Genomic DNA, 23778 nt, shown 5'->3' with positions numbered 1-23778 from the left:
CCCAAATGGACTCGACCGAGGCGGATCGCCTTCGCAGTCGAACGTTGATCGTCCGCATGCGGGCGGTGATGCTCGTGGGCCTGGCTGTAGACCTCGTCGTCGCTCTCTACGTCCTGACACAGGTGCCACCAGGAACGACGATCTCGTACACCCGACTCTCGCGAGAGTGGCAACTACCCATCGTGGTTCTCGGACTCTTCCCGGCGCTCATCCTCGGCTTGTGGGTTCGGTCTCGCAAGGCACCCGATGAAGATCTACCCCCCGTCGAGCGAGTCATCCTGGTCGTCGGCCTGCCCCTCCTGTTGCTCGTCTTGGTCGGCGGGCAGTTCGTCCTCGGTCATGCCTACCTGCAGGCTGGCCAACCCACCTAGCCGGGACGAGACCAGGGCGCATGCGGGAACAGAGCACCAACAGGGAGGCGTCAGCGATGGCCACAGCCGATCCTGACGATGCGGCCAGGGCCAGGAGAGCCTTCGTGCTCGGCCGCAGGGCTCTCGCCGTCACGTGTTGTGCACTTCTCGCCCTGGCTCTGGGCGTGTTCACCCAGGTCCCCATGTCCACGACTCTCGGCTACAACCGGCTGAGCAGCGACTTCCGCATCCCCGTCGTCGGCCTGCTCGTCGTTCCGGCCATCTTCGCCATTGCATGGCTCCGAGGCAGGAAGCAAGATCTCTCCGCGATCGTCCCCGCCGAACGCCTGGTGATCTACATCGTCTACCCCATCATGATCGCTGCCTTCACCTGGGCCCAGGTGACCCTCGCCACCGCGTTCCTCACCCACGGCTGACGAAAGAGCACGGAGGTACTGGAGCCGTGGCATCCCCGAACAGATCCCTGACCGACGACGAGATCGCGAAGGGCACGGTCGTCGCGACCTGGGTCCGTCGAGCCCTGGTCGCGGGACTCGCGGCGTCCGTGGCGGTCGCCGTCGTGGTCGCGTTCAGCGTCCCCCTCGACACTACGATCTCGTACCGTCGCAACAGCACGGACTTCGGGCTGCCCATCGTCGCGCTGTTGCTCGTGCCCGTGATCTTCGTGGTCGGACTGTTCAAGTCCCGGGGGCCGGACGCGGGCAAGGTCCCGACGGCAGAACGCCACTTCCTGATGGTGGGCTACCCGATCTTCATTGTGCTCGCGATCGCCGCCCAGCTCTACTTCGCACGCCAGTTCTTCGACGCCGCCGGGGCGTGAGCGACATGCCCTCGCCCGACCACCGTTTCATGAACCGCATCAGGCTCGTGAACGGGATCGCGGCGCTGGTGGCCACGGCCCTGCTGATCGTGGTCCTCGTGCAGGTCCCCTGGACGACCACCGTCACCTACAACAGGCTGGCGAGACAGTTCAGCGTGCCGGTGTACTCGCTCGTCGCGATCCCGGTCGTCCTCGCCATCACCTGGTGGCGAGGCAAGACCCCGGCGAGCGCGCCCGCCCCCACCCGGCCGCAGAAGATCCTGGCGATCGCGATCGTCGTCCCGTTCCTCGTCCTGTTCCTCGGCGCTCAGGCCGTGCTCGCCCACGCCTACCTCCAAGCGGGCGTCGCTTCGTGACATGGCACCGAGACCGTCACCGTCGCGGATGCGCGACCAGGGGGACACAGGGGGCGGTGGCTCCTACCCCGGCGCACCGAGCTGTACCTGCTGGATAGCTGACGAACGGAAGGCCGCAAGGCGACACATGAAGCCCACGAGTTCTGCATCGGATTCCAAGAAAGCCAGTAGACGAACGACCCTGAGAAACAGGGCGTATCTGGTGGTGGTGCTGTTCGTCGTACCCGTGATGGGCATCGCACTCTTCGTTGTCGGCCCGACCGTCCTGAGCAACTACGACACGAGCAACCGTCTCACGGTCGACTGCGAGGTGACCACAGCCACGTACGGAGTCCGTTCCTCCGTCAACCGCGTCGGTGCAGGAAGTTCGCGAGCACAGATCGAGATCGTCACGCCCGATTGCGGAACACTTCTGCTGCGCGAGGGAGTGACTGAGAAGAACGGCCCGGAACTGGCCGCAGCTCTGACCCCTGGAACGAGCTACGAGTTCTCGGTCGGCAAAGGTTCGTGGGCGATCCGCGGATTCCTGAACTCCATCAAGAAGCATCCCTTCACCTACGGGTATGAATCTAAAGCCTGACGCGGCCGGCGGGCAGAGACGGTTCATGCGTCATATCAGGGTCGTCAACCTGATCGCGGCGCTGATGGACACGGCCCTGCTGATCGTGGTCCTCGTCCAGGTCCCCTGGACGACCACCGTCACCTACAACAGGCTGGCGAGACAGTTCAGCGTGCCGGTGTACTCGCTCGTCGCGATCCCGGTCGTCCTCGCCATCACCTGGTGGCGAGGCAAGACCCCGGCGAGCGCGACCGCGACGCGAGGTCCGTGACGGTCCGGCACGCGTCGGGCCGTGCCGCGCCGGTTCTCAGCTCAACGGCTCGTAGGGCATGACCGTCCCGTTGCCGCACCGGACGGAGTCCGACGTGCCGCTGACCGAGTAGATGACGTTCGGGTACCAGCCGGTCGGCTCGACGTCGGCCAGGGCTCCCGTGCTCTTCGGGTAGACGGCCGTGACGACGTCACCCGAGGCCGTGGCCGCGTCGGGCACGTCGACCCGCTCGCCGTCGACTCCGACCGTCACGGTGGCCGAGCGGAAGGTGCCGGCGCTGTAGTCCGACGACAACACCGTCTCGTCGTCGCCGCTGAGGACGAGCATGAACGTCGCGTTGTCCGTGTCGCCGTCGACGGGCAGTCCCGTGAAGACGACCTCGTAGGCGTCGGCCGTCTCGGTCAGCTCGACCGTCCCGGTCACGCCACCCTCGAGGTCGCACGACGCCTGGCCCGGAGTCGCCGCCGGGGTCGAGGCGCTCGTCTCGGCGGAGTCACCCCCTCCGGCCGCCTCCTCGGACGAGCCCGCCGAGCACCCGGCGAGCAACACGCTCAGCGCCACGGCCCCGATCGCCCCGAAGGCCCGCATTCGCGTGTTCGTCGTCGTCGTCGACATGGTGGTCTCCCCTACAGGTGGCGTGTCGCGGCCGGATGCCGACCGCCCCGTTGACGCTAGCAGCCCGGGACAGACCGGTCCGGTGACGACAGAGGACCCTCGGTCAGGACGGCAACGCCGCGACCCAGGCCCGGAACGACTCGAGTTCGGCCCCGCGCAGCACGACGCTCGGCGGGGCGTCCACCGCAGCCCCCAGGAAGGCCAGCCCGCCCGGGGCCTCGCCCTCGAGCACGTCGCCGACGGCCGTGCCCGACCGCTTCGGCCACGCCTGCGTCCACACGGCGTAGAGCGTCGGCCCGTGGGTCGACTCGAGCACGACACTCTCGTCCCCGAAGAAGCGCACGAGCTCGTCGAGACGAACCCCGGACCGCCCCTCGGGCACCGTCACGACCACGCCCGGCACGCTCGGCCGGCGCTTCGAGGGAACCGCGACCGGCACGGCCTCGGCGGTCGAGCCTCCTCCGCTCCACGGCGCCACGGGCACCCGCGGCCACGGCTCGGCGGGCACCGCATCCGATCGGTCTCGTCCGAACAGCCCCATGACGTCATCCCCTCTCGGCCCCCGGCGGGCGGGACCCCGGATCGACCCTAGCGACACCGACCGCAGGAGGCGCGGGTGGCGCCACCCGCGCCTCCTCGGTACGCGAGAATGGCCCGATGAGCGCTTCACTCGTGGCCAAGGGCCTGGCCGGTGGCCACGGGCACCGCACCCTCTTCGACGACCTCGACCTGACCGTCGCCCCGGGCGACGTCGTGGGCGTGGTGGGCGTCAACGGGGCCGGCAAGTCGACGCTGCTGCGCCTCCTCGCGGGGGTCGACGAGCCGCAGGCCGGCACGATCACCTTGAACCCCGGCGACGCCTTCGTCGGCTGGCTGCCACAAGAGCACGAGCGCGTGCCCAGCGAGACCGTCGCCGACTACATCGGCCGCCGCACCGGCAGCACGCAGGCCACCGCCGAGATGGACGCCGCCGCCGCGGCCCTCGGCGACCCCGACCCGGCCCCACGTCCCGACGGCCTCGAGCCGGCCGACGTCTACTCGACCGCCCTCGACCGGTGGCTCGCCAGCGGCGCCGCCGACCTCGACGACCGTCTGCCGCAGGTGCTCGCCGACCTCGGCCTCGACCGTGACGGCGACGGAGCCGTCGGCCCCGACAGCCCCATGACCGGCCTCAGCGGAGGCCAGGCCGCCCGCGTCGGCCTCGCCGCCCTGCTGCTGAGTCGCTTCGACATCGCCTTGCTCGACGAACCCACCAACGACCTCGACCTCGACGGCCTCGAACGACTCGAGCGCTTCGTGCAGGGGCAGCGCGGGGGCGTCGTCCTCGTCAGCCACGACCGCGAGTTCCTCGCCCGGTGCGTCACGAAGGTCCTCGAGCTCGACCTCGCGCAGTCGTCGAACCGCGTCTTCGGCGGTGGCTACGACGCGTACCTCGACGAGCGCGAGACGGCCCGCCGTCACGCCCGCGAGGCCTACGACGAGTTCGCCGAGAAGAAGGCCGACCTCGTCGGACGCGCCCGCACCCAGCGCGAGTGGTCGAGCCAGGGCGTCCGCAACGCCATGAAGAAAGCGCCCGACAACGACAAGATCCGCCGCAAGGCCTCGGCCGAGTCGAGCGAGAAGCAGGCCCAGAAGGTCCGCCAGATGGAGAGCCGCATCGCCCGCCTCGACGAGGTCGACGAGCCCCGCAAAGAGTGGCAGCTCGAGTTCACCATCGGCGCGGCCCCGCGGTCGAGCTCGGTCGTCTCGACCCTCAGCGGGGCCGTGTTCCGCCAGGGCGATCCCGCCACGGGCGAGTTCGTGCTCGGCCCGGTGTCGCTGCAGGTGGACGGCGGCGACCGCATCGGCATCACCGGCCCGAACGGCGCCGGCAAGTCGACCCTGCTGCGCGGCCTGCTCGGCCGACAGGCCCCGAGCGAAGGAGGCGCGAGTCGCGGAGCCAGCATCGCCGTCGGCGAGATCGACCAGGCCCGCGCGCTCCTGGCCGGTGACGTGCCGTTGGCCGACGCATTCGAGGCGCTCGTGCCGGACTGGCCCCAGGCCGAGGTACGGACGCTGCTCGCCAAGTTCGGGCTCAAGGCCGACCACGTCTCGCGCCCGGTCGACGAACTCTCGCCCGGCGAGCGCACCCGCGCCGGCCTCGCCCTGCTGCAGGCCCGCGGCGTCAACGTGCTCGTGCTCGACGAGCCCACGAACCACCTCGACCTCGCCGCCATCGAACAGCTCGAGCAGGCCCTCGAGTCGTACGACGGCACACTGCTGCTCGTCACCCACGACCGGCGCATGCTCGAGACGGTCCGGCTCGACCGCCACTGGAGGGTCGAGGGCGGCACCGTCACCGAGTCGTGAGCCCGTGGACGAGGCCGCCGGTGAACGACTCCCACGCCCCTCGACTACCGTCGTCGTCATGACCCGAACCACCCGACTGGTCGCGGTCGCCGTCGCCCTTGCCCTGCTCACGGGCTGCACCGCGAACCCGACCACCCCGAGCGAGCCCACGGGCGGCGCCTCCGCCGACGGGACCTCGTCGGCCCTGCCGACCCGCGCCTCCTCGGAGCTCGCCGACTGGGCCGTCGCCCTCGACGACCGTGACGACTACCCCGCCCGCTGGGTCGCCGTCGGCGACTCGATCTCCGAGGGCATGGGCGCCTCGACCGTGGACTCCCGCTGGATCGACCTGACCCTCGACGGCCTGCGCGAGCGCTACCCGACCGACGACGTGCCGGGCGGGGTCGGCTACCGGCCGGCCGCGTTCGCCGTGGCTCCCCCGGCGTCGACCTGGGCGCGCTGGGCCTCGAGCAGCGAGGGATCGGTGTCGGCTTCGTCCCGCACCGCCGACCTCGGCTACCGCTCGGTCACGCTCGGTGCCGGCGCGACCACGACGTACCCGTTCACGGGCACCGACCTCGACCTCTGGTGGTCGAGCGGCCGCGGCACCTTCAGCTACGCCGTCGACGACGGCGACGCGGTCGAGGTGGACACGCGCGACTCGATGGCCACCAGCGGCATCTCGTCCGTGACCGGGCTCGACGCGGGAGCCCACACCGTGACGATCCACGCCGAGACACCCGTCGACATCGAGGGCCTGACTGCTTTCGACGGGGATCGCGACCGCGGCATCACGCTCTTCGACTCGTCCCGCTCCGGCGCCACGGCCCGCACCTTCACGGCAGACCTGCCCGGGTACCTGGACTCGATCGCCGCGACGAAGCCCGACCTCGTCACCATCACGCTCGGTGCCAACGACGCGTTCAGTCGCACGCCGGACCAGTTCGAGGACGACTACCGCACCCTGATCGACGGCCTGCAGAGCCTCGACGACCCGCCGTCGGTCGTGCTGATGGGCGAGTTCGTGCCCGGGACGAACCTCACCGAGGGACTGGCCGGGGACGCCGACGACTACGACGCGGTCGTGCAGCGCCTCGCCGACGAGACCGGCAGTGCCTACATCGACCTCGCCGACGCCCTGCCGGCCGACGGGGTCGCCTCGCTGCTCTCGGCCGACGGGGTGCACCCGAACGACGCCGGCCAGCGCGTCATCGCCGACTACGTGCTCGAGCAGCTCAGCGTCCGCTGACCCGCGGCCCGTCGAGTGGTCCCGAATCGTGGTTCGGCCCGCGGGCGAGGACGTTTCGGGACCATTCGACCGACGCGTCGAGGCGGACGAGGAGGCGCGGGCACGTCACGAGGACGACGCCCGCCCCGGCGCGGCTCAGTCGAAGGCGCGGCTCAGTCGAAGAGGCCGTAGGCGGCGTCGAGGGTCTCGTCGGTGCTGAGCGGGGCGGAGTCGCCCGCACCCGTCGCCGTGACGGCGATCAGTCCGTGCGGCGAGAGGATGGTGCTGGCCGAGGCCGTGATGCCCTGCTGCGTCACCGACTGCGAGAACGCCTGGCCGCCGAACGCCCCGACGCGCGAGTCGTCGACGGTCTCGACGCCCTCGGTGCCCTCGATCTGCGAGGTCTGAGCGCTGATGTCGTCGGCGCTGAACTCCTGGCGCTGGGCGAGCACGACGATGGCCGTCACGTCGGCGGCGTCGGTGGCCTCGGTCGTCGGGGTCGCCCACTGGCAGTTCGCCTGGTCGCCCGAGAACGTGCTGTCGTCGCGCAGCTCGAGGCCGTCCACGACGCCGCCGAGCGCCGAGCCGACGTCGTCGCAGCTGGCGAGGTCGTCGAAGGTGCCCTCGCCGGACGCGGTCGACCCCGAGCCGCTCGAGCCGGACGACGACCCGCCGGAACCGGCGTCGTCGCCGCCACCCGCGCCTCCTGAGGTGCAGCCGGCGAGCAGCAGGCCGAGGGCGAGCACGCCCGTGGTGGTGGCCGTCACGGCCGTTCTGCGCATGGTCGTGGTCATCGGGAGCTCCCTCGTGATCTGCCACGGGCTCGCTGCGCCCGGTGCTGTCGTCACCCTAACGAGGAGCGCCTCCGAGGACCCCGACGGGGCCGACTCGACCGCCGCCGCCACCACCACCGCCAGCGCCACCGCCGCCACCGTCACCGCCACCGCCACCGCCACACCGCCGATGTGCCGTCGAACCACACATGTGCGTGGTTCGACGGCACAGGGGTGGTTCCACTCCGACCGGTGCTCGCGAGGGGAGGCGATGGCCCGGCCCCGACGCCGACGCCACCGCGCCGCGCCGCGCGTCACCAGGTCGTGCGGGTGCGCTCCTGCTCGACGACGGCCTCACGGTCGGAGAGCCCTCGCAGACCGGCGAACTGCTGGCCCATCCGCGGGTTGCCCGCGAGCACCGGCTCGACGCGGTCGAGGAACGCCCAGTACCCGGCGGTCACCGGGCAGGCGTCCTCGCCGAGCCGCTTCTTCGGGTCGAACCGGCACGAGCCGCAGTGGTCGGTCATGCGGTTGATGTACGCGCCACCCGACGCGTACGGCTTGGTCGCGACGATGCCCCCGTCGGCGTGCTGCGACATGCCCACGACGTTCGCGGGCATCACCCAGGGCGTGCCGTCGACGTACATGTCGACGAACCACTGGTTGAGGGCCGCCGGGTCGACCCCGCGCTGCAGGGCCCAGTTGCCGAGGATCATCAGCCGTTGGATGTGGTGGTTCCAGCCGTGCCGCCGCAGCCCGTCGAGCGTGTCGCTCAGGCACTCGGCCTCGACCGCCTCGACGTCGAGCCCGGCGAACACCTCGGGCAGGGGCTGCGTTGCCCCGAGCGCGTTGCTCGTGGTCGCGAAGTCCTCTCCGAGGTGCCAGTAGAGGTGCCAGACCCAGTCGCGCCAGCCGACGATCTGCCGGGTGAACCCCTCGACGCTGCGCAGGGGGGCGTCACCGGCGTGGTACGACGCGACGGCGGCCTCGACGACCTCACGCGGGTCGAGCAGCCCGAGGTTCATCGGGGCGCTGAGCAGCGAGTGCGCCATCGTCCAGTCGCCCGACAGAGTGGCGTCCTCGAACGGGCCGAAGTCGGGCAGCCGCACCTCGACGAAGTCCGCGAGTGCGGCCGTCGCCTCGGCCCGGGTCGCGGCGAACCGTCGGGGCGCGTCGTCGCCGACGAGCCGGACGACCCCCTCGCGCTCCCAGCGGTCGAGGTCGGCGCGCACCTCGGCGTCGATGTCGTCCCCGGCGGGCCACTCCTGCGGCGGCAGGCCGAGCGTCGCGGCACCCTTCGGCGGCTTCTCGCGGTTGTCGTGGTCGTAGTTCCACTGGCCTCCGACGGGCTGCGGACCCTCCATCAGCAGGCCGGTGCGCTGGCGCACGGCCCGGTACCAGTCCTCCATCAGGAGGCGCGGTGCCGGTCGACCGCCGGACGCGCCGGTCGGTCGACCCGCGCCTCCTCGACGGGCATCGTCGGCGTCCGCCGCGGCGCCTCCGGACCGACCCGAGCCGCGACCGCCCTGGCGGCCGGCGGCCCACTCGGCGAACTCGGCCTCGCTCGAGACGAAGCCGCGACTCGGCAGCACCTCGGCGCCGACCGACCGCACGAGGCGACGGGCTCGGTACGAGGTGGGGTCGACGACCTGCAGGTCGTCCCGCCCCTCGAGGGCCTCGGAGTAGTGCTCGACCTGCCGGAAGTCGACGCGGTCGCCCAGTTCGGCCGCCCGGTGCCGGATCGCCGACAGGATCAACTGCAGCTTGGCGCGGTGCAGGGTGCGACCCTGCCACGACGAACGGCTCTCGATCAGCAGCATCGGGTCGCCGTCGTCGAAGTGCGGGCCGAGCTGGTCGAGGAAGATCCACCGGGTGCGCTGCATGCCCCGACAGTAGACGCGGGCACTCAGGGGGTTGCCAGCATGTTCACCGTGACGAACGGGACGGGCACGGCGTCTCATTGACGTGCAGCCCGGGTCACGGCCCGCTCGCACGACGACCACCGCACGACCATCCGCACGACTCCCCCAGCCGAAAGAGGACCCGAGATGTCGAACACCGCCACTCCCACCCCCGCCACCACCAGTTCGCGCGTCGACGGCGTCGCCCGCGTGGACGGTGCGTCCACCGTGTCGTCCGACGCCGCGGGCACCACGCAGATCGCCGACGGCGTCGTCGCCAAGGTCGCGGGCATCGCCGCCCGCCAGGTGCCCGGCGTCCACTCGATCGGTGGCGGTGCCTCGCGTGCCGTGGGTGCGCTGCGCACCGCCGTCGGCCAGCAGGACCACGGCCAGGGCGTCAAGGTCGAGGTCGGCGAGACACAGGCCGCGGCGGACCTCAGCATCGTCGTCGACTACCCGCTGTCGGTGCAGAAGGTCGCGGACGACGTCCGCCAGGCCGTCGCCGACGCCATCACCCAGCTGGTCGGGCTCGAGGTCGTCGAGATCAACATCGAGGTCAGCGACATCTTCATCGCCGGCCAGGACGACGACGACAAGGGCGACAAAGCCGACGCGCAGCGGGTTCGGTAGACAGCGAGTTCACTAGGACGTGCGGCGGTCGTCCCGACACGATCGTCCCCCGCAGCACCGCGGGCCGCACCCCACCGAGCCGACCGGCTCGATCGCACGACCCGTGCACCACAGCCCCAGGAGGCACCCCATGGCATCACTGCTCCGACGCTTCGCCCCGCTCATCGTGGGTTTCGTCATCAAGAAGATCATGAACAAGCGCGGCGGCGGCAACGGCCAGGGCGGCGGCTACCAGCAGCCCGGTCGGCGCCGCTGACCCACCGCACGCCCCGCTCCACCCCGGACGCAGGAGGCGCGACTCACGCGAGTCGCGCCTCCTGCGTCTTTCGTCGTCCCGGCTCCAGGGCTCAGGCGACGCGGCGGGCCGAGCGGCGCGCGAGCAGACGGTCGCTCGCGAGCACCGCGACCAGCACCACTGCGGCGACCACGATGTAGAGCACGGGCAGCGAGTCGAGCCCCGACCCGTCGAGCACGAGCGCGCCGATCAGCGCACCTCCGCCGATGCCGGCGTTGAAGCCGGTCGTGTAGAACGCGCTCGCCAGGTCGCGCATCCGCTCGGGGGCGACCTGCAGCATGCGCGTCTGGAACAGCGGCGGCAGCGCACCGAACGTCACGCCCCACAGCACGAACGCCACGAGCGACGGCACGAGCATGCCCTCGAACAGCAGCATGCCGGTCACGGCGAGCCCGACCACGGCCACCCCGATGGGGATGCTCACCCGCGGCCGCGCCCCGAGGAACCAGCCGACCATGCCGAGTCCCACGGCCCCGGCGATGCCGAACGCGAAGAGCCACCCGGCGAGGCCCTGCTCGGGCACCCCGGTCGACCGCACGAGGTACGGCGTGATGTAGGTGAAGAACGAGTAGTGCCCGATCATGAACACCGCCGTGATGACGCAGCTCAGCACGACACCGAGCACGCTCGGCTTCGGCAGCGACCGACCACGACGAACCGCGGCACCCGTAGGAGGCGCGGTGCCGTCGACCAGCGTCGGGACCGCGTCGGTCACGGGGTCGGGGGTCGGCTCGTGCGCCGTCCCCGGTCCCACCGGCGGCAGGAACTTGTAGACGAAGACCGCCCCGAGCGCCATGAGCCCGGCGAGGATGCCGAACGCCTCCCGCCAGCCGAGGGCCTGACCGAGCGCCGTGCCGAGCGGGACGCCCAGCACGAACGCGAGGGTGCCGCCGCTCATCGCGACGGCGAGCGCCCGGCCGACCTGGGCCCGTGGCACGAGGTGACCGGCGTAGGCCCCGCCGATGGCCCAGAACATGCCGTGGGCGAGACCGCCGAGCACGCGGCTCGCGAGCACGAGCTCGTAGGTCGGCGCGACGGCCGTGAGTCCGGCGCTGATCGCGAGGACGACGATCAGGCCGACGACGATCAGGTGCCGGGGCAGGCGTCGGGTGAGGTGGGTCAGTCCGGTGCTCGTGAGGACGACCGTGAAGGCGAAGACGCTGACGAGCAGGCCGATGCTCGACTCGGTGACGCCGAGGTCGGCGCTCATCTCGGGGAGGAGGCCGGTCGGCAGCATCTCGCCCGAGATCGAGAGGAACGTGGCGACGGCGATGGCGATCAGGCCGGCCCACGGGAAACGGGCGGACGGGGTGGACGTGGGCGCCGTGGGGCGCGGGGGTGCGAGTGTCATGGAACCTGGGGTGGTCGGCGGGCGCCGTTCTCTCGACCCGATGGCGGCCACGGGCCGGCTGATCGTGACGATCTGTCGGCGGCACGGCCCTCGCGACTCGTGCCGCTGGTGACCGTGGGTGACTCGGGGAGGATGGTGATCCCGACTGCGCGCTGTCGTGCACGCCCGGGGCCGGGAGTACCGCCCGACCGAGGTCGAGTGTACCCGCTGACGTCCGGCCTGGCCAGGGGCCCGGTGTGCGGCGGCGCACCGCGTTCCGTGCACCGCACCTCGACTGATCGCGGTGCGGTGCACGGGACGCGGTGCGCTGGTGTCAGGAGGCGCGGGGTGGGTCGGGGTCGCGGTCGCGGTCGCGCTCGCGGTCGCGGTCGCGCTCGAGGAAGCGGGCGCTCGGCGGCTGTGTCTCGCGGGCGAGCAGGAACACGACGACGATCTGGAGGAACGGGATCAGCGCCCCGAGCCAGAACCAGCCCCACCCCCAGGCCCGGGCGCCGTGCAGGCGCCGGATGGTCAACGTCGCCATGGGCACGAAGGTCATCAGGCACCACAGCCCCCAGACCAGGGCGACCCAGGTCATGCCTCCCCACGCCGGGCCCGCGGGCCCGAACGGTCCGATCGAGAACTGCCCGACCTCGAGGGAGGCACCCTGGCTCAGACTGGCGCCCGGGCCCGCACCGGCCGGGCGACCGAGGACGACGACCGGCCAGGGCGCGAACAACGACGAGCCGTAGGCCCCGACCGACCACGAGACCACGCTCGCCCCGCGCACGAGCGACCCGACGCCGACGTTGACCACGAGCCCGAGCACGGTCTGGAAGAGCCAGATCCACCAGAACTCGGCGCGGCCCGCTCGGGCATGGACCACGTACGCGTTGCCGACGAACCGGCGCACCGCCTGCATCGGCGTGGCCCCGGGCAGCGGCAGCCGGTCGACCTCGAACCACGAACCCCGGGTGCTGCCTGCCGTCGTGACCCCGCTCATCCGTACGACGCTACGCGGACCGGGCCCGCGCCTCCATCCCCCGGGCGGCCGAGATCGTGCGGACGGGAACCGAGCGTACCCGGGAACGCTCACCGCGCCTCCCGCGTTGACTGTCAGCATGAGCGCCGCGACCCCCGACCCGAAGACCTGCCGATCGTGCGGACGCACCATCGAGTGGCGCAAGAAGTGGGCGTCGAACTGGGACGAGGTCGCGTACTGCAGCGACGCCTGCCGCAAGCGCAAGGTGACGGCGCAGGATCGGGAACTCGAGCAGCGCATCCGCGACCTGCTGGCGGCCCGGGCGGCGACCTCGACCATCTGCCCGTCGGACGTCGCGCGCTCGCTGCACCCCGACGACGAGGACGCCTGGCGCGGCCTCATGGAGCCCGTGCGCCGGGCGGCCCGACGCCTGGTCGCCGCCGGCGAGGTCGACATCACGCAGGGCGGGTCGGTGGTCGACCCGTCGACGGCGAAGGGTCCGATCCGCATCCGCCGGCACCGGTCGTGAGCCGGGCGCCGCAGGCCCGTCGACACCAGGACCACACCTCCCGCGTCGCCCGCACCTCCCACGACGCCCGTCCGTTCGGGCCGCGCTTCGTCGTGCCCCTGCTCTTCGGGCCGCTGCTGAACCCGATCAACACGACGATGATCGCGGTGGCCCTCGCCCCGATCTCGACCGACCTCGGCATCGGTGCCGACCAGGCGATCTGGCTCGTCGCCGCGCTCTACCTGGCCAGTGCCATCGGCCAGCCCACCATGGGCAAGCTCGCCGACCGCGTCGGACCGAAGAAGGTGTTCGTCAGCGGCATGGTGATCGTCATGCTCGCCGGCGTGTTGCCCGAGCTGCTGCCTGCGTTCGGCGGCGCGGTCGCGGCCCGGGTGCTGATCGGCATCGGCACCTCGGCCGCCTACCCCGCGGCGATGACGGCGATCCGCAACCAGTCGGACCGCTTCGGCGTCGCGACGCCCCCGCTCGTGCTGGGTGGCCTCTCGATCTCGTCGCTCGCGTCGGCAGCGGCCGGCCCGGCCCTCGCCGGCGCACTCATCGGACTGTTCGGCTGGCACTCGATCTTCCTCGTGAACGTGCCGCTCGCCGGCGTCGGACTCGTGCTCTCGCTGCTCTGGATGCCGAGCGACTCGCTGCGCCCGCCCCGCGACGGCCCGGCCACCCGGCTCTCGTTCGCCCGCGCCGTCGACCTGCCGGGTCTCGCCCTCTTCGCCGTGACGATCGCCGCGCTGCTGGTCTTCCTGCTCGACCTGCGGCAGGGCTGGTGGTGGCTGCTCGCCGTGGCCGTCGCCGCCCTGGCCGGCCTGATCGCCTGGGAGCTGCGTGCCGTCGCCCCGTTCATCGACGTCCGCGTGCTCGCCCGCAACGGACCGCTCACCCGCACCTACCTGCGACTCTTCCTCGTCTACGGCATCGCCTACACGGTGACCTACGGCTTCTCGCAGTGGGTGCAGCAGGTCGGGGGCATCGGCAGCGCGCAGGCCGGACTCATCCAGCTGCCCGGTGCGATCGTGGCGGGGGCCGTGTCGTTCGTCTTCGCCCGGCGGTCGGGCGTGCGGCTGCCGTTGATCGTGGCGGCGACCGTCCCGATCGCGGGAGGCGCGCTGCTGCTGGCCACCGCCTCCGGGTCGCCCGTCTGGTTGCTGGTGCTCGTGCCGGCCCTGTTCGGCCTCCCGCAGGGCCTCGCCTCGGTCTCGAACCAGGCCGCGCTCTACCGCCAGGTGCCGTCCTCGATGATCGGCACGGCCGCCGGGCTCTCGCGCACCGCGATCTACGTCGGGGCGATCGGCGCGTCCAGCCTGATCGGCGGCGTCTACGGGGACGCACCCACCACGGTCGGGCTGCACACGCTCGCCGGCGTCGTGATCGGGCTCGCGGTCGTGGCGACGGCATTGACCGTGTTCGACCGGTCGCTGCGAACTCCGACCCGGGGCTGAACGCGTCGCGGTGTCGTCGGGAGGCGGTCAGACGGGTTGCAGGGCGGACCAGGGCTCGGCGGGCAGGTCGACGCCGACGGGGTCGCCGGGGCGCACCTCTCCCCCGGCGAGCACCACGCCCATGACCCCCGCCTTGCGGACGAGCTCGCCGGCCTCGTCGCGCCCGACCACGGCCTTCAGCAGGCCCGACTCGAAGCGGTCGATCTGCAGGCACGGGTTGCGGAGTCCGGTGATCTCGACCCGCGCCTCCTGACCGAGGGTGAGCACCGTGCCGACGGGCAGGCCGAGCAGGTCGACCCCGTGGGTGGTGACGTTCTCGCCGAGGTCGCCGGGCCCGACGTCGTAGCCGACGGAGGCCAGCTCGGCGAAGAGCTCGGCGTGCATCAGGTGCACCTGCCGCAGGTTCGGCTGGCTCGGGTCGCGGGCGACGCGGGAGCGGTGCTGCACCGTGCGTCCGAGGTGGGCGTCGCCCTCGACGCCGAGCCCCGCGAGCAGGGTGACCCGCTCGACGGGCGGCTTGCTGAACCGGTGGGCGTCGTCGACGTTGACCGAGAGGACGGAGGCGCGGGTCATGTCGCCCAGTCTGCCCGCGTCGGGTGCCCGGGTCGAGGGCGCGTGCGGGGTCGGGCTCGGGGTCGGGCTCGGGCTCGGGCTCGGGCTCGGGCGGGGTCACACCGCCGGATGAACGTCGCACCGTCGAAACAGGCGGTGCGACGTTCGGTCGGCGGTGCGACAGCAGCGGTCCGGGGTGCGGGTTGTCGGGCGCGGACCGAGACCTCAGCGCGGCGGGCGGTCGGTGCCGGGGGCGGGCCGCACACGTCTCGACGGCGTGAATCGTCGGCCCGAGAGCGGGGCGTAGGCGTACCAGCCGCCACCGGGGTGTCTCGCAGCGATCTCTCGCGCCTCGGCCTCGACCTGCTCGGCGCGGGCGTTCAGCGCCCGAGCGGCCCGAGGGTTCGTCGGGGGTTCGGACGACCGGTGGACCTCGCGGCCGTCGAAGACGAGGTGCACCTCGAACCCGATGCCGAGCTCGTCCGCCAGTCGGTCGGCGAGGGCGGCACCGGTCAGCGCGACGGTGCGGTCGTCGGCCTCGGAGGGCGACCCGAGGTCGGGGTCGAGTCGTGACCGGTGGAAGGCGTCCCACGCGTCCAGACTGGCCACGAGCCCGGGCGACAGATGGACGTCCGAGTGGTCGACCGCATCACCGAGCCACAGGACGGTGCCCGTGAACCCGGCGAACATCCGCACGACGACGCGACCTTCTTCGGACCGGACGGACATGGCGGGAGCCTAACCGCGCCTCCTCGGGTCGTCGAGCCCTGGCGGCCGGTCGGCCGGGGCGCCGGTCAGCGGCGGACGTCGTGCAGGTGGTGCACGGGGTCGTGCACGAAGTAGCGGGCGAGCGAGTCGACCGTGAAACCCGAGCCGTCGCTGCGCAGGCCGGTGCGACCGAGCTGGTCGTCGGGCACCGACTCGAACGCGTCGGCCACGACGGCGGCTGCGGCCAGGAGCTCGTCGGCCACGACCGCGGGTTGCTGGGCGGCGTAGTCGTCGTCGAGCGCGGTGGCGTCCTGGTCCCAGTTCGCGAACGTCGGAGCGTCCTCGGCCAGCATCAGCCGGAGGCGCGTGTCGAAGACCCGGAACACGTCGCGCACGTGCGCCGCGTACTCGAGCGGCGACCACGTGGCGTCGTCCGGCCGGGTGCGGGCGTCGGGCCGGGCGAGCTCGGCGGGCCAGGCGGCGGCGTTCTCCCGGACGAGGCGCGGCACGTCGCGGAACACGACCTCGGCGGGGTCGAAGCCGCAGTCGGCGCAGGGGCGTTCGAGCACCCAGGTCCAGTTCTTCGTGTCGGGCGTGATCGGCATGGGACCGACGCTAGGACGCACGGCCCGGCACGCGCCATCGAGTTCCTGCCGACGTCGGTGCCCCTGGCGCCAACCGCGACCACGCGATGAACCCGGTTTCGAACCCTGCACCCGGTTGCTACCGGGTGCGCGGTTCGAAACCGGGTTCATGGCGGGGCGGGGACGTGCTCGCAGGACGGCGGCTCGTGCCGGGGCCGTCGCACGACCGACATCCGCCTCCGGGATGACGTCTGCCCCGCGACCCGCCGCTAGCGTCGACCCATGACGAACACTCAGCACGAGGGCCGGCTCGCGGGGGCGGCGGCGAGCCTCAGGCGGCGGGTCGACCGCCGTGAGGTGGCCTGGGTGATCGGCACCACCGCGGCCCTGTTCGTCGTCGGCGGGGCACTCTTCACCGTGACGGCCTCGGCCGGCCGCGTGGTGGCGTCGTTGCTCGAGCTGCCGGCCGCGCTCGCGCAGACCTCGCTCGTGCCCTTCGTCGTGTGGTCCGTCCTCGTCGTGGTCGTCGCGTGGCGGTGGTCCGACGCCCCCGCGTCACGCCGGGCCTGGCTCTCCGTCGCCGCGGCGGCCGTGGCCCGGGCCGGCGTCGAGCTCACCGTCGGGTCGGGCGTCACGTCGGGCCTGCGGGCGGGCTTCTCCCTCTACACGCTGCCCACCGTGGTCTTCGTCAGCCTGCCGTTCGTCGCGACCGTCGGCCTGGCCTCCTTCGTCGTGCTCGCCGCGCGCTCGGACCGTGGCCGCCGCGACGGGTCGTCCGACGCCGGAGCACGTCCGGCCGAGCACGCGTCCGTCCACGCAGCACCTCCGGCCGACCGCGCGCCCGCCGACGCACCCGCGGCCCGGGCGCCCCGACACCTCGTGCACCGCGTCGCCGTGATCGTCGAGGCACTCGCCCTCGCGGCGGGCATCGTGCTCACGCTCTCGCTGGCCGGGCAGTGGTTCTCCGCCGAGTTCAGCCTCGTCGGTTCCCCCGTGACCGTCAGCGAGGAGGCCGCGCAGAGCTGGCTGACGACCCTCGTCGCCTGCCTGGCATGCCTGGTCGTGGCGCTGTTCGCCGCGATCACCGCCGGGCACCGAGGCGTCGTCGTGGCGACCGTCGTCGTCGCCGGGCTGGTCGTGATCGGTGCCGTCGGCGCACCCGTCCCCGGCGACCGGTGGGAGTCCACCACGCCGCGCCAGGAGCCCCTGCCCGCGAACTACACGCCGTGTTACAGCGGCAGCGGGAAGTGCAACTGACCCCCGGGTGCAGCCAGGTCAGGCGGGCGCGTCGACGTCGCGGCCGTCCCAGAGGTCGGAGCAGTCGACCGGCTCGGCGGCGTGGGCCCGCAGGTAGGGGCCCGCCCCGCGATCCCCGGTGAGGGACGCCGCGAGTGCCGACCAGTGGGAGCGACCGACCACGACGGGGTGACCCGGGCGTCCGTGGAAGACCGACTGCCGCAGCGCACCCGGGCCCAGCGGCACGTCGGCGGCCGGGGGCGACAGCAACCGCGCGACGGCGGGCGACGGCAGACCCGGGTAGTCGACCAGCGTGATCACGGCCAGCCGCGCCTCCTCGGGGTCCCCCGCGGAGAGCGCCTCCAGCCCGGCCCGCAGGGACGCCGCGAGGCCGTCGGCCCAGTCGTCCGCGACGACGACCGACACCCTCGCCCGACCGTCGACCCCGAGGAGGCGCGGGTCGGCCGAGGGCGCGCCCGTCACCGCGTCCGACGCAGGCGTCTCGACGGGCAGGAGGCGCGGGTCGGCGGCCAGCAGCGCTCGCGCCTCGGTCGTGCCCGCACCGAGAACGACGACGACGCGGTCACAGCCCCCGTCGAGCAGCGTCCCCACGGCCCGGGTCAGCCAGGGCCCGTGCTCGTCGACCACGAGCGCCTTGGGGCGGCCCATGCGCGTCCCGGCACCGGCCGCGAGGAGGAGGCCGACCGTCGCAGCGGGCGCGTCGGCGCGCGCGTCGGCGGTCGTCGGGCGGGCAGCGTCGGGCATGCGATCAGGCTAGTCAGGCCGTGCGCCGGGGCCGACCGTCCGGCTGTCCACGCGGCGAACGTCCGGTGGCGCGGTGTGCCCCGGGGCCCGGGCCGTGGCACCATCGAGACCTGGCGCCACCCGACGCCGCCCCCGAGGAGTCCCGTGTTCGAGATCGCCGACCGCCTGCTGGCCCGGCTCGACGCCGGCGAGCGCCTCGCCGTCGCGACGGCCGTGTCGGTCGTGGGCAGCGCGCCGCGCACGGTCGGCACGTCGATGGCCGTCACCGTCGACGGCACCGTCATCGGCAGCATCTCGGGCGGCTGCGTCGAGGGCGCGGTCTACGAGATCTGCACGCAGGTGCTCGACGACGGCACGCCGCAGCTCGAGACGTTCGGGTTCAGCGACGAGACGGCGTTCGAGGTCGGGCTCAGCTGCGGCGGGCGCATCGAGGTGCTCGCCCGGCTCGTCACCCCCGATGACACCGAGACGATCGCCGCCCTGCGCGACGCCGCTGCCGGGCGGGAGGCGTCGGCCCATGTCGTGCTCGGCCCGGTCCGCACCGGCGAGGTCGTGCCGACCGTCGACGACTGCGAGGGTCTGCGGGTCTTCAGCGAGCGCTCGGTGCCGCCGCCGCGCCTCCTCGTCTTCGGGGCGGTCGAGTTCGCCGTCGCCCTCTGCAACGCCGGGGCCGTCCTGGGCTACCGCGTGACGGTGTGCGACCCGCGCCCCGTGTTCATGACCCGCGAGCGTTTCCCGTCGGCTGACGACGTCATCGTCGAGTGGCCGCCGAACTACCTGGCGCGCACCGACGTCGACGAGCGCACCGTGATCGCGGTGCTGTCACACGACGACCGGTTCGACGCCGACCTGGTCGAGGCGGCACTGGCGTCGCCCGCCGCGTACGTCGGGGCGATGGGTTCGCGGACGACCCACGACCGTCGCATCGCCGCGCTGCGGTCGCGCGACGTGGGCCCGGACGCGCTCGCACGTCTGCACTCCCCCATCGGGCTCGACCTCGGCGCGAGCACGCCCGAGGAGACCGCCGTGTCGATCCTGGCCGAGGTGCTCGCCGTGCGTTCGGGTGCCTCGCGGGCCCCGCTGCGCGACCGCGACGGCAGCATCCACCTGATCCGCTGAGGCGAGACCCCAGGTACTCGCCGAGACCCCCGTGCGCGCACGGGGGTCTCGGCGAATTGCTGGGGTGTCGGCGCTAGTACCGCGTCGGCAGGCCGGCGAGCAGCTTGTCGGGCTGGATCGGCAGGTCGCGCACCCGGATGCCGGTCGCGTGGGCGACGGCGTTCGCCACCGCGGCGGCCGCGCCGACGTTGCCGATCTCGCCGATGCCCTTGCCGCCCATCGGGGCGAGGTGCGGGTCCTCCTCGTCGAGCCACTCGACCTCGATCGAGCCCACGTCGGCGTTGGCCGTCACGTGGTACGTCGCGAAGTCGTGGTTGCCGTAGTCGCCCTGGGTCGGGTCGAGCATGCCGTGCTCGTGCAACGCCATCGACAGGCCCATGGTCATGCCACCGATGAACTGCGACCGGGCCGTGCGGGCGTTCATGATGCGCCCGGCCGCGAAGACGCCGACCATGCGCGGCACGACGACCTCACCCGAGTCGAGGTCCACGCGCGCCTCGACGAACTGGGCGCCGTAGGCGAAGCGCGAGTGGTCGCTCATCGCGGCGATGTCCTCCTCGATGTCGACGACGACCTCGAGACCTTCCGGAGGCACGGGCTGGCCCTGCGAGAGCAGCTCGGTCACCTGCCGACTCGCCTTGGTCACCGCCCACCCCCACGACGCCGTGCCCGACGAGCCGCCGGCCACGCCTGCGGTCGGAAGCCGGCTGTCGGCGATGTGCAGGTCGACGAGGTCGAGGGGCACCCCCAGCTCGGCCGCGGCGATCTGCGCCATCACGGTGCGGGCCCCCTGGCCGATGTCGGTCGCGTTGACGCCGACCTCGAAGCGACCACCCGGCAGCGCGGTGACCCGGGCACCCGCGGGCATCACGCTCGCGGGATACGTCGCGGCGGCGACGCCCGTGCCGACCAGCCAGCGTCCGACCCGGTGCACGGCCTGACGCGGGTCGCGGCCGTCCCAGCCGAACAGCTCGGCCCCACGCCGCAGGCAGTCGACGAGGTGCCGGCTGCTGAACGGCTGCCCGGTGTGCGGGTCGACCTCGGGCTCGTTGCGGACGCGCAGCTCGACCGGGTCGAGGTCCAACTTCAGCGCCAGCTCGTCCATGGCGGACTCGACGGCGTAGATGCCGGGGGCCTCGCCGGGCGCACGCATCCAGCGCGGCGTCGGGACGTCGAGTCGGGCGAGCCGGTGCGTCATGAGACGGCTGGGCGCGGCCCACAGGTGCCGGGTCGGCTCGGCCGTCTGCTCGGTGAACTCCTGCAGCGTCGACGAGTGCGACCACGTCTGGTGCGACAGCGCCGAGAGGTGCCCCTCGGAGTCGGCGGCGAGACGGATGCGCGAGATCGTCGGCGTGCGGTAGCCCGCGATCGCGAACATCATCTGACGCGTGTAGGCGACCTTCACCGGACGACCGGTGAGCATGGTGCCGATCGAGGCGAGGACGACGACCGGGCGGGCCGAGCCCTTCGAGCCGAAGCCGCCGCCCACGTGCTCGGCACGGACGCGCACGGCGGACGGGTCGAGCGAGAACAGCGTGGCGAGAGACGTCGCGACGCCGCTCGTGCCCTGGTTCGAGTCGAGCACGTCGAGCTCGCCGTCGGACCAGGTGGCGACCGTGGCGTGCGGCTCCATCGGGCTGTTGAACAGGGCCGCCGTCTCGTACGTCTCGTCGATCACGACGGACGAATCGGCCATCGCCGCGTCGACGTCACCCTGCGAGGTGTCGGTCTCGAAGCCCGCGTTGACGGTCTCGGGGGCGTAGAGGCTGGGGTGGTCGGTGCTCAGCACGACGTCGATGCCGCCCTCGTCGTACTCGAAGGCGAGCGCCGACGCGGCCTCGCGGGCGGTGTCGAAGGTGTCGGCCACGACGAGCGCGACGGGCTGGCCGCGGTAGGCGACCTCGGCCGACTGCAGGACGAGCAGCTCACCGTCCTCGGCGTCCTCGAGGTGCGGAGCCTGCTCGTACGTGATGACGTCGTGCACGCCGGGCATCGCGAGCACCTCGTCGCGGTTCGAGCCGGTGATCGTGCCGGTCGTCACCGTCGACTGCACGATCCAGCCGTACAGCACGCCGTCGGGCGTGTGCTCGTAGGCGTACCGGGCGGCACCCGTCACCTTGTCCCGACCCTCGAGCCGGGCGACGGGGGCGCCGAGACCGGTGGGGACGCTCGTGTCGACCGGCGTGACGACGTCGACGGCGGTCACGACGCGCTCCCCTCGGTGCCGGTGGCATTCCGGGTGCCGGGCTCGACGTCGGCCGCGACGCGACGGGGCGACCCGTTGGCGCCGGTCGGGCGGAACGGCGACGGGTCGACGTCCTCGGCCGGGTCGTCACCCTGGTGGTCGAGGCCGGCGAGCTCGCTCAGCACGCCCACGACGAGCCGGGTCAGGAGCGGCACCTTGAAGGCGTTCTGCTCGGTGGTCGTCGCGGCGGCCAGCTCGAGCTGCGCGGCGGCCGCGAACGAGGCGAGCGTCGCCGGAGAGCCGACCAGCGCCTCCTCGGCCTTGCGGGCACGCCAGGGCACGGGCGACGCGGCGCCCAGGGCGATGCGCACGTCGGTCACGAGACCGGCCTCGTCGACCGAGAGGGCGGCGGCGACCGAGCCGAGGGCGAAGGCGTACGACCGGCGGTCACGCGCCTTGCGGTACGTGGAGTTCGTGGCGACCGGCAGGGACGGCAGCTCGACCGCGGTGATCAGCGCTCCGCCCGGCAGGTTCGTGTCGCGGGTCGGGTCGTCGCCCGGCTCACGGAAGAACTCGTCGATCGGCAGGCGCTGCTCGCCCTCGACGGTCTCGAAGACGACGACCGCGTCGAGCGCCGCGAGGGCGACGGCCATGTCGCCCGGGTGCGTGGCGATGCACAGGTCGTTGACGCCGAGGATGCCGAGTTCACGTGACAGCCCCGCGATCGCGCCGCAGCCCGTGCCGGGTTCGCGCTTGTTGCAGGGCTTCGTGGTGTCCATGAAATAGGTGCAGCGGGTGCGCTGCAGCAGGTTGCCGCCGGTCGTCGCCTGGTTGCGCAGCTGACCCGAGGCCGCGCTGACGAGGGCACGGGTCAGGGCCGGGTAGCGGGTGCGGACGAGGGGGTGCGCGGCGAGGTCGCTGTTGCGGACCCCCGCCCCGATGCGCAGGCCTCCGTCGGGCAGCTCGTCGACCCCGCCGAAGTCGACGCGGCTGACGTCGACGAGCAGGTCGGGACGCTCGACGCCGAGCTTCATCAGGTCGACGAGGTTCGTGCCGCCGCCCAGGGGCTTGGCGTTCGGGGTGCGGTCGAGGGTGGCGACGGCGGAGGCGACGTCGGTCGCGCGCTCGTACTCGAAGGTCTTCATCGGGTGGCTCCCCCGGTCGCGTCGGCGTCGTGCGCGCAGGCCGCGTCGTGCACGGCCGGGACGATGTTCATGTAGGCCCCGCACCGACACAGGTTGCCGCTGAGACGTTCGCGGACCTCCTCGTCGTCGAGGTCGATCTCGCCGTTGGTGATGTCGGTGGTGACGTGGCTCGGCATGCCGGCCCGCGCCTCCTCGAGCATGCCGACCGTCGAACAGATCTGGCCCGGCGTGCAGTAGCCGCACTGGTAGGCGTCCCGGTCGAGGAACGCCTGCTGCACCGGGTGCAGGGCGTCGCCGTCGGCGAGCCCCTCGACGGTCGTGACGTCACTGCCCTCGGCGCTGACGGCGAGGACGAGGCAGCTGTTGGTGCGTCGTCCGTCGACCAGGACCGTGCAGGCGCCGCACTGGCCGTGGTCGCAGCCCTTCTTCGAGCCCGTCAGGTCGAGGCGCTCGCGCAGGGCGTCGAGCAGCGACGTGCGGTTGTCGACCTCGAGCCGGTGCGGGCTGCCGTTCACGTCGAGCGTGATCGTCGTCGTCGGGACGCCGGGCGGGTTCGCGCCCGCGCTCGGTGGACTGGTTTCTACGCTGACCTGGGACACCATGCGTGCACGGTATGCCTGGGGGCAGGCGGGTGCCCGTGTGCTGTCCCGTTTGCGAAGCCCGGGGCGGCCACACCGAGGAGGCGCGGGTCGGCCGCCGCGGACGGCCCGCCGACCGGCACCCGCGTCAGTCGGCCTTGCCCGGGCGGACCTTGGCGGTGTCGGCGACGTCGATGCGGGTGACGCCGTCGCCGCGGTCCTCGGTCGTGATGCGCGGGGCGGCGTCCGACTCGTCCGACTTCGGGGCGCGGGTCAACTGGTCGTGCCGCTTCTCGTCGTCGGTCATGCCGGTCGGGTCGTGGTCGACCTCGTGCCCCGGGCTCGTGTCGCGGTCGTCGGGACCGGGGGCCTGCGTGTCGTCGCTCATGCGCTCGACCGTACCCGCGCCTCCTCGGGTCACGGCGCGACGAGACCCCAGGAACCTGCCGAGACCCTCGCGCGCGGCGTGGGGTCTGAGCGGG

Annotated in this window: 28 protein-coding genes; 14 read left to right on the top strand and 14 right to left on the bottom strand. The window is 72.7% G+C overall.

Annotated elements, in window-relative coordinates:
- Positions 1-5 precede the first annotated feature (5 nt).
- From AC1MBW_RS09255 to AC1MBW_RS09230, 6 genes are all read left to right on the top strand, one after another.
- Positions 6-371, top strand: a complete 366-nt coding sequence (locus AC1MBW_RS09255; protein WP_480024272.1) for a hypothetical protein — start codon at positions 6-8, stop codon at positions 369-371.
- A gap of 182 nt (positions 372-553) precedes the next feature.
- On the top strand, positions 554-787 hold the full coding sequence (locus AC1MBW_RS09250; protein WP_152970373.1) for a hypothetical protein: 234 nt from the start codon (positions 554-556) through the stop codon (positions 785-787).
- Positions 788-813: 26 nt separating this feature from the next.
- Entirely contained in the window at positions 814-1191 is a 378-nt protein-coding gene (locus AC1MBW_RS09245) for a hypothetical protein (RefSeq protein ID WP_054147100.1), read from the top strand.
- The gene (locus tag AC1MBW_RS09240) at positions 1188-1547 is read left to right on the top strand and encodes a hypothetical protein (RefSeq protein ID WP_480024271.1); all 360 of its coding nucleotides are present in this window, start codon (positions 1188-1190) and stop codon (positions 1545-1547) included. The genes AC1MBW_RS09245 and AC1MBW_RS09240 overlap by 4 nt, the downstream gene beginning before the upstream one ends.
- 127 nt (positions 1548-1674) lie before the next feature.
- Positions 1675-2127: a hypothetical protein gene (locus tag AC1MBW_RS09235; RefSeq protein WP_480024270.1), complete on the top strand. Its 453-nt coding sequence runs from the start codon at positions 1675-1677 to the stop codon at positions 2125-2127.
- Positions 2128-2152: 25 nt separating this feature from the next.
- Complete coding sequence (locus tag AC1MBW_RS09230; protein WP_480024269.1) at positions 2153-2377, top strand: hypothetical protein; 225 nt, start codon at positions 2153-2155, stop codon at positions 2375-2377.
- Positions 2378-2413: 36 nt separating this feature from the next.
- Here AC1MBW_RS09230 and AC1MBW_RS09225 read toward each other — a convergent pair whose 3' ends face one another.
- Together AC1MBW_RS09225 and AC1MBW_RS09220 are read right to left on the bottom strand one after the other, a co-directional pair.
- Complete coding sequence (locus AC1MBW_RS09225) at positions 2414-2992, bottom strand: hypothetical protein (protein ID WP_480024268.1); 579 nt, start codon at positions 2990-2992, stop codon at positions 2414-2416.
- Positions 2993-3095: 103 nt separating this feature from the next.
- On the bottom strand, positions 3096-3533 hold the full coding sequence (locus AC1MBW_RS09220; RefSeq protein WP_480024267.1) for a hypothetical protein: 438 nt from the start codon (positions 3531-3533) through the stop codon (positions 3096-3098).
- A 116-nt stretch (positions 3534-3649) separates the two neighbouring features.
- Here AC1MBW_RS09220 and AC1MBW_RS09215 point away from each other — a divergent pair, with 116 nt between their 5' ends.
- Both AC1MBW_RS09215 and AC1MBW_RS09210 read left to right on the top strand, forming a co-directional pair.
- Positions 3650-5341, top strand: coding sequence for an ABC-F family ATP-binding cassette domain-containing protein (locus tag AC1MBW_RS09215; protein WP_480024266.1), 1692 nt, complete (start codon positions 3650-3652; stop codon positions 5339-5341).
- A 58-nt stretch (positions 5342-5399) separates the two neighbouring features.
- Complete coding sequence (locus AC1MBW_RS09210; RefSeq protein ID WP_480024265.1) at positions 5400-6569, top strand: SGNH/GDSL hydrolase family protein; 1170 nt, start codon at positions 5400-5402, stop codon at positions 6567-6569.
- 152 nt (positions 6570-6721) lie between these two features.
- On the opposite strand, the gene AC1MBW_RS09205 is transcribed toward AC1MBW_RS09210, so the two are convergent.
- Positions 6722-7342, bottom strand: a complete 621-nt coding sequence (locus AC1MBW_RS09205) for a hypothetical protein (RefSeq protein WP_480024264.1) — start codon at positions 7340-7342, stop codon at positions 6722-6724.
- Positions 7343-7635: 293 nt separating this feature from the next.
- Positions 7636-9204 carry a cryptochrome/photolyase family protein gene (locus AC1MBW_RS09200; protein ID WP_480024263.1) on the bottom strand — a complete coding sequence of 523 codons (1569 nt, stop codon included), beginning with the start codon at positions 9202-9204 and terminating at the stop codon, positions 7636-7638.
- Between the two features lie 165 nt (positions 9205-9369).
- Here AC1MBW_RS09200 and AC1MBW_RS09195 point away from each other — a divergent pair, with 165 nt between their 5' ends.
- Positions 9370-9852 (top strand): Asp23/Gls24 family envelope stress response protein, encoded by a 483-nt coding sequence (locus AC1MBW_RS09195; RefSeq protein WP_480024262.1) that lies wholly within the window; start codon positions 9370-9372, stop codon positions 9850-9852.
- Positions 9853-9982: 130 nt separating this feature from the next.
- Positions 9983-10108, top strand: a complete 126-nt coding sequence (locus AC1MBW_RS09190) for a hypothetical protein (RefSeq protein WP_255351264.1) — start codon at positions 9983-9985, stop codon at positions 10106-10108.
- Between the two features lie 91 nt (positions 10109-10199).
- Here the strand turns inward: AC1MBW_RS09190 and AC1MBW_RS09185 are convergent, their stop codons facing one another.
- Positions 10200-11498: an MFS transporter gene (locus tag AC1MBW_RS09185; RefSeq protein ID WP_480024261.1), complete on the bottom strand. Its 1299-nt coding sequence runs from the start codon at positions 11496-11498 to the stop codon at positions 10200-10202.
- 313 nt (positions 11499-11811) lie between these two features.
- Positions 11812-12480: a DUF805 domain-containing protein gene (locus tag AC1MBW_RS09180; RefSeq protein ID WP_480024260.1), complete on the bottom strand. Its 669-nt coding sequence runs from the start codon at positions 12478-12480 to the stop codon at positions 11812-11814.
- Positions 12481-12598: 118 nt separating this feature from the next.
- Here AC1MBW_RS09180 and AC1MBW_RS09175 point away from each other — a divergent pair, with 118 nt between their 5' ends.
- Together AC1MBW_RS09175 and AC1MBW_RS09170 are read left to right on the top strand one after the other, a co-directional pair.
- Positions 12599-12988 carry a DUF2256 and DUF3253 domain-containing protein gene (locus AC1MBW_RS09175; protein WP_054147090.1) on the top strand — a complete coding sequence of 130 codons (390 nt, stop codon included), beginning with the start codon at positions 12599-12601 and terminating at the stop codon, positions 12986-12988.
- A complete protein-coding gene (locus AC1MBW_RS09170; protein ID WP_480024259.1) occupies positions 12985-14424 on the top strand; it encodes an MFS transporter in 1440 nt (479 codons plus the stop codon). Before AC1MBW_RS09175 ends, AC1MBW_RS09170 begins: the two co-directional genes overlap by 4 nt.
- 27 nt (positions 14425-14451) lie before the next feature.
- On the opposite strand, the gene AC1MBW_RS09165 is transcribed toward AC1MBW_RS09170, so the two are convergent.
- From AC1MBW_RS09165 to AC1MBW_RS09155, 3 genes are all read right to left on the bottom strand, one after another.
- Positions 14452-14997: an MOSC domain-containing protein gene (locus tag AC1MBW_RS09165; protein ID WP_054147088.1), complete on the bottom strand. Its 546-nt coding sequence runs from the start codon at positions 14995-14997 to the stop codon at positions 14452-14454.
- A 204-nt stretch (positions 14998-15201) separates the two neighbouring features.
- Positions 15202-15705 carry a hypothetical protein gene (locus AC1MBW_RS09160; RefSeq protein WP_480024258.1) on the bottom strand — a complete coding sequence of 168 codons (504 nt, stop codon included), beginning with the start codon at positions 15703-15705 and terminating at the stop codon, positions 15202-15204.
- 65 nt (positions 15706-15770) lie between these two features.
- Positions 15771-16289: a DinB family protein gene (locus tag AC1MBW_RS09155; protein WP_480024257.1), complete on the bottom strand. Its 519-nt coding sequence runs from the start codon at positions 16287-16289 to the stop codon at positions 15771-15773.
- Positions 16290-16550: 261 nt separating this feature from the next.
- Here AC1MBW_RS09155 and AC1MBW_RS09150 point away from each other — a divergent pair, with 261 nt between their 5' ends.
- A complete protein-coding gene (locus tag AC1MBW_RS09150) occupies positions 16551-17525 on the top strand; it encodes a hypothetical protein (RefSeq protein WP_480024256.1) in 975 nt (324 codons plus the stop codon).
- Positions 17526-17543: 18 nt separating this feature from the next.
- Here AC1MBW_RS09150 and AC1MBW_RS09145 read toward each other — a convergent pair whose 3' ends face one another.
- Positions 17544-18269: a nucleotidyltransferase family protein gene (locus AC1MBW_RS09145; protein WP_480024255.1), complete on the bottom strand. Its 726-nt coding sequence runs from the start codon at positions 18267-18269 to the stop codon at positions 17544-17546.
- Positions 18270-18413: 144 nt separating this feature from the next.
- Here AC1MBW_RS09145 and AC1MBW_RS09140 point away from each other — a divergent pair, with 144 nt between their 5' ends.
- Positions 18414-19388, top strand: coding sequence for an XdhC family protein (locus tag AC1MBW_RS09140; protein WP_480024254.1), 975 nt, complete (start codon positions 18414-18416; stop codon positions 19386-19388).
- A gap of 73 nt (positions 19389-19461) precedes the next feature.
- On the opposite strand, the gene AC1MBW_RS09135 is transcribed toward AC1MBW_RS09140, so the two are convergent.
- The 4 genes from AC1MBW_RS09135 to AC1MBW_RS09120 all read right to left on the bottom strand — a co-directional run bounded on the left by AC1MBW_RS09135 (position 19462) and on the right by AC1MBW_RS09120 (position 23684).
- Complete coding sequence (locus AC1MBW_RS09135; RefSeq protein ID WP_480024253.1) at positions 19462-21594, bottom strand: xanthine dehydrogenase family protein molybdopterin-binding subunit; 2133 nt, start codon at positions 21592-21594, stop codon at positions 19462-19464.
- The gene (locus AC1MBW_RS09130; protein WP_480024252.1) at positions 21591-22718 is read right to left on the bottom strand and encodes an FAD binding domain-containing protein; all 1128 of its coding nucleotides are present in this window, start codon (positions 22716-22718) and stop codon (positions 21591-21593) included. Before AC1MBW_RS09130 ends, AC1MBW_RS09135 begins: the two co-directional genes overlap by 4 nt.
- A complete protein-coding gene (locus tag AC1MBW_RS09125; protein ID WP_054147082.1) occupies positions 22715-23320 on the bottom strand; it encodes a 2Fe-2S iron-sulfur cluster-binding protein in 606 nt (201 codons plus the stop codon). The genes AC1MBW_RS09130 and AC1MBW_RS09125 overlap by 4 nt, the downstream gene beginning before the upstream one ends.
- A gap of 124 nt (positions 23321-23444) precedes the next feature.
- On the bottom strand, positions 23445-23684 hold the full coding sequence (locus AC1MBW_RS09120) for a hypothetical protein (protein WP_480024251.1): 240 nt from the start codon (positions 23682-23684) through the stop codon (positions 23445-23447).
- Between the last annotated feature and the right edge of the window lie 94 nt (positions 23685-23778).

The sequence above is a fragment of the Frigoribacterium sp. AP1 genome, from assembly GCF_056680555.1.
The sequence above is the reverse complement of the archived record's forward strand: the minus strand, read 5'-3'. Positions and strand labels throughout refer to the sequence as shown.